The 13736-nt window shown below is 62.5% G+C and carries 12 protein-coding genes; 7 read left to right on the top strand and 5 right to left on the bottom strand.

Going from position 1 to position 13736, the window contains the following annotated elements; genetic code table 11:
- Positions 1-51: 51 nt before the first annotated feature.
- The 4 genes from R4P70_RS04065 to R4P70_RS04050 are packed head-to-tail and all read right to left on the bottom strand — an operon-like array spanning position 52 to position 3715.
- Positions 52-1248: an acetyl-CoA C-acetyltransferase gene (locus R4P70_RS04065; protein WP_069145568.1), complete on the bottom strand. Its 1197-nt coding sequence runs from the start codon at positions 1246-1248 to the stop codon at positions 52-54.
- 40 nt (positions 1249-1288) lie between these two features.
- A complete protein-coding gene (locus R4P70_RS04060; RefSeq protein ID WP_003940415.1) occupies positions 1289-1741 on the bottom strand; it encodes a MaoC family dehydratase in 453 nt (150 codons plus the stop codon).
- Between the two features lie 44 nt (positions 1742-1785).
- Positions 1786-2532 (bottom strand): GntR family transcriptional regulator, encoded by a 747-nt coding sequence (locus tag R4P70_RS04055; protein ID WP_003940169.1) that lies wholly within the window; start codon positions 2530-2532, stop codon positions 1786-1788.
- Between the two features lie 31 nt (positions 2533-2563).
- On the bottom strand, positions 2564-3715 hold the full coding sequence (locus R4P70_RS04050) for an acyl-CoA dehydrogenase family protein (protein ID WP_019745395.1): 1152 nt from the start codon (positions 3713-3715) through the stop codon (positions 2564-2566).
- 200 nt (positions 3716-3915) lie between these two features.
- On the opposite strand from R4P70_RS04050, the gene R4P70_RS04045 reads away from it, so the two are divergent.
- The 3 genes from R4P70_RS04045 to R4P70_RS04035 are packed head-to-tail and all read left to right on the top strand — an operon-like array spanning position 3916 to position 7038.
- A complete protein-coding gene (locus R4P70_RS04045) occupies positions 3916-4791 on the top strand; it encodes an HpcH/HpaI aldolase/citrate lyase family protein (RefSeq protein WP_019745396.1) in 876 nt (291 codons plus the stop codon).
- Positions 4788-5786, top strand: coding sequence for a MaoC family dehydratase (locus R4P70_RS04040; protein WP_317830437.1), 999 nt, complete (start codon positions 4788-4790; stop codon positions 5784-5786). The genes R4P70_RS04045 and R4P70_RS04040 overlap by 4 nt, the downstream gene beginning before the upstream one ends.
- Before the next feature lie 31 nt (positions 5787-5817).
- Positions 5818-7038: a CoA transferase gene (locus R4P70_RS04035; RefSeq protein ID WP_317830436.1), complete on the top strand. Its 1221-nt coding sequence runs from the start codon at positions 5818-5820 to the stop codon at positions 7036-7038.
- 66 nt (positions 7039-7104) lie between these two features.
- Here the strand turns inward: R4P70_RS04035 and R4P70_RS04030 are convergent, their stop codons facing one another.
- The gene (locus tag R4P70_RS04030; RefSeq protein WP_080909923.1) at positions 7105-8262 is read right to left on the bottom strand and encodes an acyl-CoA dehydrogenase family protein; all 1158 of its coding nucleotides are present in this window, start codon (positions 8260-8262) and stop codon (positions 7105-7107) included.
- 195 nt (positions 8263-8457) lie between these two features.
- Here R4P70_RS04030 and R4P70_RS04025 point away from each other — a divergent pair, with 195 nt between their 5' ends.
- The 4 genes from R4P70_RS04025 (at position 8458) to R4P70_RS04010 (ending at position 13702) form a co-directional block, all read left to right on the top strand.
- Positions 8458-9921, top strand: a complete 1464-nt coding sequence (locus tag R4P70_RS04025; RefSeq protein WP_176450530.1) for an MFS transporter — start codon at positions 8458-8460, stop codon at positions 9919-9921.
- A 134-nt stretch (positions 9922-10055) separates the two neighbouring features.
- Positions 10056-11186 (top strand): thiolase family protein, encoded by a 1131-nt coding sequence (locus R4P70_RS04020; RefSeq protein ID WP_317830435.1) that lies wholly within the window; start codon positions 10056-10058, stop codon positions 11184-11186.
- A gap of 54 nt (positions 11187-11240) precedes the next feature.
- Complete coding sequence (locus R4P70_RS04015) at positions 11241-12005, top strand: SDR family NAD(P)-dependent oxidoreductase (protein WP_007729494.1); 765 nt, start codon at positions 11241-11243, stop codon at positions 12003-12005.
- 41 nt (positions 12006-12046) lie between these two features.
- The gene (locus tag R4P70_RS04010; RefSeq protein WP_166655079.1) at positions 12047-13702 is read left to right on the top strand and encodes a class I adenylate-forming enzyme family protein; all 1656 of its coding nucleotides are present in this window, start codon (positions 12047-12049) and stop codon (positions 13700-13702) included.
- Positions 13703-13736 lie beyond the last annotated feature (34 nt).

Below are 13736 nucleotides of genomic sequence, written 5' to 3'. Positions count from 1 at the left end.
TCCGTAGAACTTCCGATCCCCCGCCGCAAGTGTACCCAGAAGCGAACCTCGTCAGGCAGACTCCACCACGGCTGCCATGCCCTGGCCACCGCCGATACACATGGTCAACAGCGCTTTTCCGCCGCCGCGACGGCCGAGTTCGTGAAGCGCGGTTGTTGCCATACGCGCACCCGTCGCTCCCACGGGGTGCCCGAGCGAGATGCCGGAACCGTTGACGTTCAGTCGATCGAGGTCCTCGAAACCCCATTCCTTCACGACGCCGAGAACCTGGCACGCAAACGCCTCGTTCAGCTCGACCAGATCGAAGTCGGCAAAGCCTGCCCCTGTGCGAGCAAACAGTTTCGAGACGGCGGCAACCGGTCCGAGGCCCATCAGCGCCGGTTCACAACCGGCCGCGGCCCAACTGTCGAGGAACCCGATGGGTTCCAGCCCCAGCTCGTCCAGGCGATCCTCGGCGACCACCAACATCGCTGCCGCAGCGTCATTCTGTTGGCTGGCGTTACCGGCGGTCACGACGCCTCCCTCGGACACCGCACGCAGCCGTGCCAGGGTTTCGAGTGAGGTATCCGGACGGATCCCCTCGTCAGCACGAAACTGTGTGACGTTCCCTTTTCGATCCGTCAGTTCGACGGCGACGATTTCGGCATCGAATCGGCCGGATTCTCTTGCCAGTGTAGCTTTTCGGTGACTCTCGACGGCGAAGGCGTCCGACTCCTCCCGCGTGATCCCGCAGCGTGTCGCGACGTTCTCGGCCGTTTCGATCATTCCGCTGATCCGGCCGAAACGCCACTCGGGTTGCGAGCGCTCTCGACCACGATCGAGGCGGTCGAACAGTTGCAGCCCACCGGATTTGGTGCCCCACCGCGCTCCGGTGGTGTAGTGCTCGATCCCGCTCATCGATTCGACGCCACCCGCGAGAACCACGTCGGCCGCACCCGTCTGGACCATCATGGCCGCGGTAACGATGGCCTGCAGACCCGTTCCACATCGGCGATCCGTCTGGAAGCCGGCTACCGAAATCGGCAACCCTGCCTCGAGCGCCGCCCACCTTCCGATGCACGGTGCCTCCGAATTGGCATACGACTGCCCCATCGCGACGTCGTCGATGCGGGACGGATCGATTCCGCTACGACGCACGGTCTCCTTGACGACAGTGGCAGCCAAACTTTCCGCAGGCACGTCACGAAGTGCCCCTCCGAAACGGCCCACCGCGGTTCTGACCGGCGCGACCAATGCTGCTCGTTTCACAACTGACCTCGAATCTCGTTCTGGAAGAATGGAAAAGGATTCAGGAGACCAACAGGCGCACGGTATCCGCCACCAGCGCAGGTTTACCTGCTCCTTCGATTTCGATCGTGTACCGCACGACAATCGTCGCGCCCTTCGCGGTGCGCTCGAAGGAAAGAATCTCCGCACCTGCCCGCACCGAAGAACCGACCTTGACCGGTTCGGGGAATCGCACCTTGTTGCTGCCGTAGTTCACGGTCATGGAGATTCCGTCGACACGCATCACCTGAGCGCCGAGCACCGGCAACAACGAAAGAGTCAGATAGCCGTGGGCGATGGTGCCGCCGTACGGACCCTGCGCTGCGCGCTCGGGATCCACGTGAATCCACTGGTGATCCTCGGTGGCGTCGGCGAACTTGTCGATCCGATCCTGTGTGACCGGAAACCACGCGCTGTAGCCCAAGTGCTCACCGACAGCCGTCTCAACTTCGTCGATTCCGTTGAAAATTCGCATAGTTCTCTCCTGAAAGGTGTTGAACAGCAAAGAAAAGTGCAGCGCTAATGTGCGCCGCGGCGCAGCGTCACCCGATAGGTGTACTGCTCCGGCAAGAAATAGCTCACCGACAACTCGTTGGCAACGCCCTGCGCGTTGGAGTACAAACGGTCCACCCGCAACATGGCGTGGCCGATCTCGCAATCGACATCCCTGGCAACGTCTGCCGTGGCCGGAGACACCGTGATCGATTGTGCTGCTTCGACAATCGGACTGTCGATCAGCGGTTCCAGCAGGCCGATCACCGTATTGGCGCTCACCGCACCGGCCGCCATGGCGGGCAGGTCGATGATCTGCCGAGCTATCGCCTCCGGCAGATGCGCCGTCGTCTGCACGAACGGAACTCCCTCGTGTATCCGCCGGAAGACCACGGTGTACACGACGTCGGTGTCGAGCCGAAGCCGACTGGCCGCCTCGATGTCCACGCGCCGTTGCAGCGGTGACACCACTTCCATCGTCGTGTCCCGCGAAAGGTTCATGAGATCTTCGATGGATCCGAGATGACGGAGATAGCGGCCGCTGTTCTCGGTCACGAAAGTCCCGCGCCCGGGTACTCGGTACACGATGCCCTCGGCAACAAGATCGTGAAAGGCTCGGCGGACCGTCTGCCGACTCACGCCGTGATGCTGTGCCAGTTCGGATTCGGTGGGCAGTTGAATGCCGTCGCGGTAGGTACCGGCAGAGATCTGCTGACGAAGCTCACGAGAGAGGCGTTGGTACGCCGGCTCCGTCTCTCTTTCCTTACCGCTCATAGCGACATGATCCTACTTGCTCACCGGTCCGTCACAGACCGCCGCGGGCAACCAGCTGCGAAACGATCACGTTACGCTGAATTTCGTTGGTTCCCTCCCCGACGATCATCAGTGGTGCATCACGGAAATACCGCTCGACGTCGTACTCCGTCGAGTAGCCGTAACCGCCGTGGATGCGGACGGCGGACAACGCGATTTCCATCGCCACTTCGGAGGCGTACAGCTTGGCCATGCCTGCCTCCATGTCGCACCGCTCGCCGCTGTCGTACATCTGCGCCGCGTGCCAGGTCAGCTGCCGCGCGGCCGTCAGCTTCGTTGCCATGTCGGCGAGGTAGTTGCCGATCGACTGATGCTTCCAGATCGGCTGGCCGAAGCTCTCGCGCTGCTGCGCGTACGCAAGTGAATCTTCGAGTGCGGCCGTGGCGACGCCCAGTGCACGGCAAGCCACCTGGATACGGCCGGTCTCGAGCCCCTTCATCATCTGCCCGAAACCCTTTCCGGGAGTACCACCCAGAATGGCCGACTCGGCGATGCGGTAATTGTCGAAGGACAGTTCACAGCTCTCGACGCCCTTGTATCCGAGCTTCGGGAGGTCGCGGGACACGGTCAGGCCTTCGCCGTGCTCGACGAGAACGATCGAGATGCCCGCATGACGAGGGCTTGCGCTTGGATCGGTCTTGCACAGCAAGGCGATCACGCCGGATCGGCGGGCATTGGTGATCCATGTCTTGGCGCCGTTGACGACCAGATCTGTGCCGTCGCTCTTGGCATTGGTTGTCATGGCCTGCAGATCGGAACCACCGCCGGGCTCGGTGAGGGCCATCGTTGCCCGGATCTCGCCGGTTGCCATTCGCGGCAGGTACTTCACCTTCTGCTCTTCGGTACCGAACAGCGAGATGAGCTTGGCGACCACTGTGTGTCCACCCATCGCTCCTGCCAGGGACATCCATCCGCGCGACAGTTCCTGCGTCACCTGCGCATAACAGGGCATGGACACCGGTGATCCGCCGTACTCCTCGGGAATCGCGAGGCCGTAGATCCCGATCTGCTTCATCTGATCGATCCACTTCTCGGGATACTCGTTCGCGTGCTCCACCTCCTGGACCGTGGGCTTGACCTCTCGGTCGACGAACCGGCGCACGGTTTCGATCAGGAATGTCTCTTCGTCGTTGAGCTTGAGCATGAATCCGCCTCGACTTGAAATAAGTTTGTACGGCCATATTTCGATATTGTTCGCGCAATGTCAATACCGCGCCTTGACATCGATACGCAGCAACTGCCAGCATCGAGGCAGTTCGCTGCACATCAACGCCGTTCACGGCAGCACATCTATTTCGCAACTGGCCGTACATTTGATCACCAGATCGAGGTAATCGACACACTATGGACGAGAACCACTACCGCGCGACCAGACGCCGCGCGTCCCTGGTCGCTCCGGGTTCAGACGAGCGCAAGGCCCGCAAGGCACTCTCTTCGAACGCAGACGAGGTGATTCTCGACCTCGAAGATGCCGTCACTTCGGCGAACAAGGACCTTGCGCGAACCCTCGTGAGCTCCTTGGTGCACGAGTTCGGTAAGGCGCGCACCATCTCGGTCCGAATCAACGGCCTCACCACACCATGGGCCCGCGACGACCTGATCGCCTGCGGCACCCTCGGAGAATCGCTGACCAGCGTGATCGTCCCGAAGGTCGAGTCCGCCGACGAACTCCTCGAGGCCGAGCACATCCTCTTCGCTGCCGGTGGGCACCACACCACCCTGCAAGCCCTGATCGAAACTCCGCTCGGCGTCCAGAATGCCGACTCCATCGCCCGCGCGACTCCTCGTCTGCAGGCCGCGATCATCGGATACGCAGATCTCGGTGCAGCGCTGGGTCGCTCACGCTCGGCACTGCCCGAACACTGGCTTGCCGTCCAGGACAGAATCCTGATCGCCTGCCGCGCAGCCGGCGTCGCCGCCATCGACGGACCCTTTCTCGGCATCACCGACGACGACGCCTTCCGCCGCGCCGCGCACTGGACCAGCGCTCTCGGGTTCGACGGTAAATGGGTCATCCACCCGGCGCAGATCGACTCGGCCACTACCGCATTCACTCCTTCGGACGACGCCGTCAATGACGCCAGACGGGTGTTGACCGCACTCGAAGAAGCCGAAACCCTGGGTTCCGGCGCCGCCCAGCTCGACGGCCAAATGCTCGACGAAGCAGTGGCCGTGGCAGCGCGTCGTACGCTTGCCCGAGCCGAAGGAGTCACCGCATGAGCGAGCACTACGTGGGAGGACCGTACTTCGACGAACTCACCCACGGTCAGATCTTCGACGAAGCACCAGCGGTGACGTTGACCAGTGGACTCGCCGCCTCCCATCAGGCGATCCTCGGTGACCGCATGCGCTTGCCTCTCGACGCACATCTGTCGTCGAGCGTCACAGGTTCCGCTGCACCAGTGGCGAATCCAGGACTGGTCACCGACGTCGCCATCGGCCAGTCAACCGTGGTCACACACCACGTCAAGGCAAACCTCTTCTACCGTGGACTGCGATTCCACCGTTTCCCGGTACTCGGTGACACCCTGTACACGCGCACCGAGGTTGTCGGTCTACGCGAGAACTCGGCCAAGCCGGGACGCGGCGCCACCGGACTTGCCGCGCTACGGATGACGTCCGCTGATCAGAATGGCAACACGGTCCTCGACTTCTACCGCTGCGCCATGCTCCCACTGAGCCCCGACCCGATCGAGACGAGAACTCGCCACGCCGACGACCTCTACGTGATCGGTCCGTCCGAACCGGCGCCGTACGTATCACCTGACGGTTGGGACCTCGACACATATCGAGATCGGGTACCCGGCAGGCACTTCGAGTCGGATTTGGTGGGCTCGGTATTCCGTAGCAGCGGCGACGTCGTCACCAGTGCACCCGAACTTGCCCGGCTGAGCTTGAACATCGCAGCGACGCACCACGACGATCGCGTCGGCACCCACGGTCGCCTCGTCTACGGCGGCCACACCATCGGAATTGCACTTGCCCAGGCAACTCGCGCTCTGCCCAATGTGGTGACGGTTCTCGGATGGCACTCGTGCGATCACACCGGGCCCGTTCACGAGGGCGACACCCTCACGAGCGAACTGCACGTCGAAAGTTCGTCGCCCCTCGAACACGGAACCGCAGTGCAACTGCGTTCGCTCGTGTTCTCCCACAATGCTTCTGCAACACAGACTCCGGTTCTCGACTGGCGTTTCACCGTGTTGATGGCATGATCGCACACTCTTCTACCACGGAGGATCACAGATGACTCAGACCCAAGGCCCGCTGTCCGGGCTTCGCATCGTCGAGGTCTCGAGCTTTGTCGCCGCACCCCTGTGTGGACTGACTCTCTCCCAGCTCGGCGCCGAGGTGATCCGGATCGACCCGATCGGAGGTGCCTCCGATTACAAACGCTGGCCCGTCACCGACACGGGTGAAAGCATCTACTGGACCGGACTCAACAAAGGCAAACGGTCACTGTCAGTGGACATGCGCGCCGAGCGCGGTCAAGAACTGATTCGCCAACTGGTCACGGCTCCGGGACCTGGCGGCGGAATCCTGGTCACCAATGCCGGCGGTCGCACCTGGATGAGCCACGACTCCCTGGCCCAGTTGCGTAGCGACGTCATCACCCTCGAGGTTCTCGGACGCCGCGACGGCAGCCCCGGGGTCGATTACACGGTCAACGCCGCGTTGGGATTTCCACAGATCACCGGCCCCGCCGACTACGCCGGAGTTGTCAACCACGCACTGCCCGCCTGGGACGTCGCCTGCGGGCTCTATGCCGCCCTGTCGATCACTGCCGCAGTGCGCCAACGTGACTCGACCGGACACGGCACGCAGATCACGCTGCCACTCGAAGACGTCGCATTGGCCACCGCAGGAACCCTCGGCTACCTCACCGAAGTCCAAGTGAACGGTCGCAGTCGCGAGTCCGGCGGAAACGCCGTCTACGGCACGTACGGAATCGATTTCGTCTCCCGCGACAACGAACGGTTCATGATCGTTGCACTCACTACCCGCCATTTCCGCGACCTTGCGTCGGTCACCGGCACCACGGCGGCTGTCGACGCCGTCGAAGCTGCACTCGGAGCCGACTTCTCCACCGAAGCAGACCGCTACCGTCATCGAGAGGTACTCACTGCTCTGTTCTCACATTGGTTCCGGGAACACAGCGGCGCCGAGATCGCTGCAGCGCTGGACACATCGTCGGTTCTGTTCGAGAGGTACCGCAGTTTCGAGGAAGTGGTGAATTCCGTTGAACTGGAGAACAACCCGATGTTCTCCGCACTCGATCAGCCTCGAATCGGACGTTATCTGGCTGCCGCGAACCCAGCCTCGTTCGACGGCGCGCACCTGAGCACCGGACCGGCCTCCGAGGTCGGCGGCGATTCGATTGCGGTGCTCGCGGATGTCCTCGGAACCACTGCTGATCACGCCTCGGCACTGATCGCGGACGGCATCGTCGGCGTTCCGGCGAACTGATCTACCTGGAACATGTTTTCGGCCTCGGAACAAATGTTCCGAGGCCGAAAACATGTCGAGAGTGCGTCAGAGACCAAGATCCTTCGCGATGATGGTCTTCATGACTTCACTTGTGCCACCGTAGATTCGTGTGACACGCGTGTCTGCGTAAAGACGCGCGATGGGATACTCGGTGATGTAGCCGTACCCGCCGTGCAATTGGAGGCACTTGTCGATCACTCGACCTGCCGCCTCGGTGCAGAACAGTTTCGCCTTCGCTGCGTCGGGAATCGTCAGAGTGCCGCGGTCATGACATTCGAGTGCGTTGTCGGACACCAGCTGGATGGCATCAACCTCGGTAGCACATTCGGCCAGAACGAATTTGGTGTTCTGGAATGCCGCGACGGGCTTGCCGAACACCTTGCGATCTTTGACGTAGTCGATGGCAAAGCGAAGCGCTGCACTGGCAGTGGCGGCCGCTCCGAAAGCGATGGTCAACCGCTCCTGAGCCAGGTTGTGGGTCAGATAGCTGAATCCGTCGCCCTCTTCTCCGAGCCGGTCCTCGACGGGCACCTGTACGTCGACAAACGAAAGCTCCGCAGTGTCGGAGGTCTTGAGACCGATCTTGTTGATCTTGCGCCCCACCGAGTATCCGGGCGACGACGTGTCGACCACCAGGATCGACAACCCGGTGCGTCGGTTCTCCGCCGTGCTGGGCGCGGTGCGGCACACCACCAGGACGCGATCGGCAAGTACCCCGCCGGTGATGAACGTCTTGGAACCATTGACCACGTAGTGGGTACCGTCCTCCGACAGCTTGGCCGTCGTCGCGATGTTCGCCAGATCCGACCCTGTTCCCGGTTCGGTCATCGCAATCGCGAACATCAGATCGCCGGAGGCGAAGCCCGGCAACCAGCGGCTCTTCTGCTCGTCGTTCGCGTACTCGAGCAGGTAGGGCAGGATCAGGTTCGTATGCACCGACTGCGAGCCGAAAGACGCCCCGGCGGCAGCAACCTCCTCGGCGACGACGACGTTGAACTTGAGCGACTTCTCGCCGCCTCCGCCGTATTCCTCCGGCACCTGAATTCCGAGTACGCCAAGCTCTCCGAGTCGTCGGTAGAAGTCGCGGGGCGGGTGACCGTCCCCTTCCCACTTCTCGTGGACCGGGGTTACTTCCTTCGCGATGAAATCGCGGACGGTAGCCCGGAATGCCTCGTGATCCTCGTTGAACACGGTGCGCTGCATGTATGAACTCCAGTCGGTCAAGGGAACAGGGTGATCCTGATCTCACCTTGCCTCAAGGCTCCGCATTCGATCCAACACTCATCGGCTATGCGTCCGATAGGGCGTACCAATATGGCCTGACCTGCGATACATAGGCAACCGCTATCGTTCCGATCATCGACGCGACATTGCTCAAAGTGATCCAGAACACGTTGAATGGGTCAGCCGGCAAACACAACACCACCGATCGCTTCGAGGCCGCGCTTCGAGCACGATCGCATCCGCCCACCAGTCTCGAAGGGACGCCACGTGACCCCCATCGCGCCACAGCGTAACGACGTCCAGCCCGAAGCAACAGCAACGCCAGATTCGTCAGCAGTCCCCGTCTTCGGTACCCGCAAGCGTGCGTGGACGATGACCGGGCTCGTCGTCTTCCTCTACATCGTCAACTACGCGGACAAAGCAGTCCTCGGAATCATCGCTCAGCCCCTCGCTCGCGAGCTCGGACTGAAGTCTTCGCAAATCGGCATGGTCGGCTCGCTGTTCTTCCTGATGTTCTGCATCGGCGGATTTCTCGCCGGACCGCTCAACAAGTACCTGACCCTACGTTGGGCGCTGTTGATCCTGGCCGCAATCTGGTCCGTGGTCATGCTCCCCCTCGTTCTCGGTGCCAGCCTCGCGATGTTGATCGTCTCGCGCATGCTCCTCGGATTCGCCGAAGGCCCCAGCTCGGCGCTGATGCACACCGCCGCGTACTCGTGGCACCCGCCGGCCAAGCGCGGCCTTCCCGGTGCAATGCTCGCCGGATCCGCCTCCGTCGCGAAGATCGCCCTCGCGCCCGTACTGACCTTCATCGCCGTTCACTACGGCTGGCGCGCAGCGGTTCTCTCGCTCTCTGTCCTCGGACTCGTGTGGATGGGTTGCTGGCTGGCCGGTTGGTCCGAAGGCCCGTACACGAGCAAGGCCGTCAAGGCGACCAAGACTGCAGATACAGAAGCAACCGAGGCGACCGGGACGGCAACGAAGGCAGTCACCGAGCCCAACGTTCCGTGGCGCAAGATCCTGCTCTCCCGAACCTTCGTCAGCTGCTGCTTCCTCATCGCCACCATCTACGCACTGACCACCGTCGTTCTCACCTGGTTGCCGTCGTACTTCGAGGTCGGCCTCGGATATAGTGCGATGCAAGCCGGTTCGATGTTCGCGCTGCCCTCGATCGTCGGCCTTGTCCTCATGATCACCTCCGGTTCCGTCACGGACAAGTTGATCGGCCGCGGCTTCACCTCTCGCACGGTTCGCGTCATCGTTCCCTGCGTCGGCGTTCTGATCTGCGGATCGATTCTCCTGTTCCTGCCACAGATCTCCACTCCCATCGTCGCTGTCGCCATGGTCTCGATAGGCTACGGATTCTCGGCAATCACCTTCCCGCTCATCAACGCTGCGATCTCCGAACTGTGCCCGCCGCAGCAGACTGCAGGCACCATGGGATTCTTCCTCGCCATCATGTCGATCGGCGGCCTGATTGCTCCCTACGCAACGGGAGTCATCGTGGACAACGCAGCAACCCCGGCCGACGGTTACGCCCAGTCCTTCCAGGCAATCGGCATCATCGGAGTCGTCGCCGCGGTTCTGGTCCTCGTCTTCGCCAATCCCGAGCGTGATCGCAAGCTCATCCGCGGCTGAATGCTCCACGTATAGCCATTCGCTAACAAAGCCATTCACCGAAAGACATTGCCGGGTCGACCCGCTCGTGATCGACTCGAGGCACGCCCCGACCGCACAATCGCAACACCGGGCACGAACAGCAGGAGAGATACATGCGAGATGCCGTCATCGTCGACGCAGTACGTACACCGATCGGCCGTCGAGGACGCGCCCTCTCGGAGATCCATCCGGCCGAACTGTCCGCACATGTACTGCGTGCACTCGCTGAACGGACCGGACTCGACGCGGCCACGGTCGACGACGTGATCTGGGGATGCGTCAGTCAGGTCGGCGAACAAGCCGGAAGCATCGCCCGCACAGCGGCACTCGCCGCCGGCTGGCCCGACAGCGTTCCCGGCGTCACACTGACCCGGGCCTGCGGATCGAGCCAGCAGGCAGTTTCCTTTGCTGCGGCCACCGTCATCTCCGGTCAGAACGACGTGGTCGTAGCCGGAGGCGTCGAATCGATGTCGCGAGTACCGATGGGAACCGCCAGCAAGAACGGTGAGCATTTCCCGCCTTCGGTACTCGAACGCTACGGGGTGGACAGTTTCAGCCAGGGAACCGGCGCCGAGATGATGGCCCGGAAATGGGCACTCACCCGAACGGCCCTGGACGAATATTCCCTCCGCTCACACGAACTCGCGGCCAGCGCCACCGATGCAGGAGCATTCACCGGGCAGATCACTCCGATCGCCGACTTTTCCCAGGACGAAGGCATTCGGCGAGGCGGAAGTCTGGAGTCGCTCGCGAAGTTGCCCCCGGCCTTCGACGCCGACGGTGTCATCCACGCCGGCAACTCTTCGCAGATCTCCGACGGGGCGGGCGCCACACTCGTCACGACCAGCGAGTACGCCCGGGCACGCGGTTGGAAGCCGCTCGTTCGTATTCACACCGCAGTGGTCGCAGCCGACGACCCGGTCATCATGCTCACCGGTCCGATTGCCGCCACCGCAAAGGCACTGGATCGCTCCGGATTGTCCATCGACGACATCGGCGCCTTCGAGATCAACGAGGCATTCGCCCCCGTCCCGCTTGCCTGGCAGGCTGAAACCGGCGCAGCCATCGATCGTGTGAATCCGCTCGGCGGCGCTATCGCGGTCGGCCACCCACTCGGCGGATCAGGTGCGATCTTGATGACTCGCCTGGCACATCACATGCGCGACAACGGAATTCGATACGGTCTCCAGTCGATGTGTGAGGCCGGCGGCATGGCCAATGCGACCATTCTCGAATTGATCTGACCCGACAACGTTTTCGGGCCGACACGTCATCCAGCAGGAAAGAAGAATTGATCCATGAAACTCGAGGGACTTTCCACCGCGATCACCGGCGGCGCTTCAGGTCTCGGCCTGGCAACCGCTCGACGGCTGCTCGACGCCGGAGCGCAGGTCACGTTGATCGATCTGCCTTCGTCCGACGGTAAGCAGGTGGCGGCCGATCTCGGAGCTGCCGCGCAATTCGCCCCGGCCGACGTCACCGACAGCGAACAATTCGCCGAAGCACTCGACGCGGCGCACGAGCGCGGCGGCCTTCGCGGCGTCGTCCACTGCGCGGGTGCCGGGCGTCGCATGCGCATTCTCGACAAGGACGGAAAAGCCGGATCGGTCGAAGATTTCGAGTTCGTCGTCAAACTGAATCTTGTCGGTTCGTTCAACGCACTCCGTCTCGGCGCCGAGCGGATGGCAGAACTCGATGCCGTGGACGGTGAGCGAGGAGCCATCATCATGACGGCGTCGGTCGCAGCATTCGAAGGTCAGATCGGTCAGATCAACTACACGGCGTCCAAAGCCGGCATCGTCGGTATGACGGTCACCGCTGCCCGCGATCTCGCCAGCCGCGGAATCCGCGTCAACACCATTGCTCCCGGCATCATGGACACTCCCCTGCTGGCGCGCCTGCGCGAAGATGTGCGCACGGCCCTCGAAGCCTCGGTTCCCAACCCCTCACGGCTGGGTCGCCCGGACGAGTTCGGCCAGCTGGCCGTCTCGATGCTCGAGAACGGCTATCTCAACGGCGAAACCATCAGACTCGACGGCGCGATCCGAATGGCTCCCCGGTGACGGGCATCAGCGTGATCGCCAATCCACAACTGCGCCACAACATGCACTACCCGGACACCACCATGGCCTACTGGGCACCCAGCATGGCGGCGCTCTACGGTGATCGCCTCGCCGTCGTGGACGGCGAGCGCATGTGCACGTTCCGCGAACTCGGTCAGCGCAGTGCACAATTCGCCGGCGCTCTGCGGCAGGCCGGGGTCGGCGTCGGCGACGTCGTGTTGCTACATCTCGGGAACTGCGTCGAGTTCCTCCAGGCCTACTACGGCTGCCTGCAGGCCGGGACGACCGTTACATTGGTCAATCCGCTGCAGCCAGAACTTGGACTGCGCAAGCAGATCGAGGAGACGTCCGCCGTTGCTGCGGTCACTCAGAGTTCGCAGCTGCACACACTGCTCGCGGCCTCTTCCGGAACCTCCGTACGTACGATCGTGATGGTCCAGGACACCGAGGGTGCGCTCGACACACCGGAGTCGGTCGTCGCGTTCGACGCCTTCATCGCCGATCTACCCACCGAATTCACCCCTGCCTCCGTCCGAAGCGACGACATCGCACACATCGCGTTCACCGGCGGAACCACCGGAGTATCCAAAGGTGTTCGTGTTCTTCACCGCAACGTCGTCGGCAACATCACGCAGATGTGTGGGTGGAGAACCGGGCACGAGTTGGAGGCAGGTCCGGACGGTCTCGTCACGCCTCGACGCATCGACGGCCTCGACGTGCTCGGTCCGACGCCGGGAACAGGGGCGACCATCGTGGTCTCACCTCTCTTCCACGCACATTCGTTGCTCAACACGTCGTTCCTGTTGATTTCCGGTCTCACCCAGGTATTTGCCGGTCGGTTCGAACCCGGCCGGATGCTCGAACTGATCGAAAAGCACGAGGCCACCTATCTCACCGGGTCTCCCGCCATGTGGCATGCACTGTCGGTTCATCCCGACGCTACGGTTCGCAACACCGACAGCGTGTGCGTCGTCTCTTCGGGCGCTGCCCCGATCGACAGCGTCACGCTCGCCGCACTCCGCCGGGCATTTCCCAAAGCGCTCGTCGTCGAGGGGTACGGGCTGACCGAGGCCACCTGTGTGGTCACGGCAGCTCCGCTGATCAACGGCTCGGAGTACCGGCAGAGCAGCGTCGGCCTCCCGATCTTCGACACCGAAATCCAGATTCGCGATCAGCTGGACCGGAAGACCGTTCTGGGCGAGAACGAACGCGGCGAACTGTGGGTGCGTGGGCCTCAGGTCACCGACGGCTATCTCGGACACCCGGAAACCACCGCAGAACAGTTCGTCGACGGCTGGTTGGACACGGGTGACATCGCGTACCTGGACTCGGACGGATACCTCTTCATCTGTGACCGGGCGAAGGACATGCTCATCTACAAGGGGTACAACGTCTATCCGCGTGAACTCGAAGAGATTCTGGTTTCGCACCCGGCGATCTCGACTGCCGCGGTCGTCGGCCGCGAAGTGGGGAGCAACGGCCAGGAGCCCGTAGCCTTCGTGGTGATGATTCCGGGCGCCGAATTCGACGCCGAGCAGATCAAGGCGTTTGTCGCCGAGCAGGTGCTGCCGTACAAGAAGATTCGCGAAGTCGTCGAGGTAGAACTCCTTCCGACATCGGCTGCCGGTAAGGTCCTCAAGACCGACCTCCGCTCGAGACTTCTCGAATCCGTCGATCAGAAAGGCGGTTCCAGGTGACGACCTTCGCAGACCTGACGTCGCAACTGCGTGT

Origin of the sequence: Rhodococcus sp. IEGM 1241 (genome assembly GCF_033142365.1) — a bacterium.
Taxonomy (GTDB): Bacteria; Actinomycetota; Actinomycetes; order Mycobacteriales; family Mycobacteriaceae; genus Rhodococcus_F; species Rhodococcus_F erythropolis.
This window is presented reverse-complemented; position numbering and strand designations above follow the sequence as displayed.

What these genes read in the sequence shown, in the direction of transcription:
- R4P70_RS04060 (WP_003940415.1), bottom strand. Translation starts at nt 1,741, where the DNA reads ATGCGAATTTTCAACGGAATCGACGAAGTTGAGACGGCTGTCGGTGAG.
- R4P70_RS04025 (WP_176450530.1), top strand. Translation starts at nt 8,458, where the DNA reads ATGGGTCAGCCGGCAAACACAACACCACCGATCGCTTCGAGGCCGCGC.
- R4P70_RS04015 (WP_007729494.1), top strand. Translation starts at nt 11,241, where the DNA reads ATGAAACTCGAGGGACTTTCCACCGCGATCACCGGCGGCGCTTCAGGT.
- R4P70_RS04045 (WP_019745396.1), top strand. Translation starts at nt 3,916, where the DNA reads ATGGACGAGAACCACTACCGCGCGACCAGACGCCGCGCGTCCCTGGTC.
- R4P70_RS04030 (WP_080909923.1), bottom strand. Translation starts at nt 8,262, where the DNA reads ATGCAGCGCACCGTGTTCAACGAGGATCACGAGGCATTCCGGGCTACC.
- R4P70_RS04035 (WP_317830436.1), top strand. Translation starts at nt 5,818, where the DNA reads ATGACTCAGACCCAAGGCCCGCTGTCCGGGCTTCGCATCGTCGAGGTC.
- R4P70_RS04010 (WP_166655079.1), top strand. Translation starts at nt 12,047, where the DNA reads ATGCACTACCCGGACACCACCATGGCCTACTGGGCACCCAGCATGGCG.
- R4P70_RS04040 (WP_317830437.1), top strand. Translation starts at nt 4,788, where the DNA reads ATGAGCGAGCACTACGTGGGAGGACCGTACTTCGACGAACTCACCCAC.
- R4P70_RS04050 (WP_019745395.1), bottom strand. Translation starts at nt 3,715, where the DNA reads ATGCTCAAGCTCAACGACGAAGAGACATTCCTGATCGAAACCGTGCGC.
- R4P70_RS04055 (WP_003940169.1), bottom strand. Translation starts at nt 2,532, where the DNA reads ATGAGCGGTAAGGAAAGAGAGACGGAGCCGGCGTACCAACGCCTCTCT.
- R4P70_RS04020 (WP_317830435.1), top strand. Translation starts at nt 10,056, where the DNA reads ATGCGAGATGCCGTCATCGTCGACGCAGTACGTACACCGATCGGCCGT.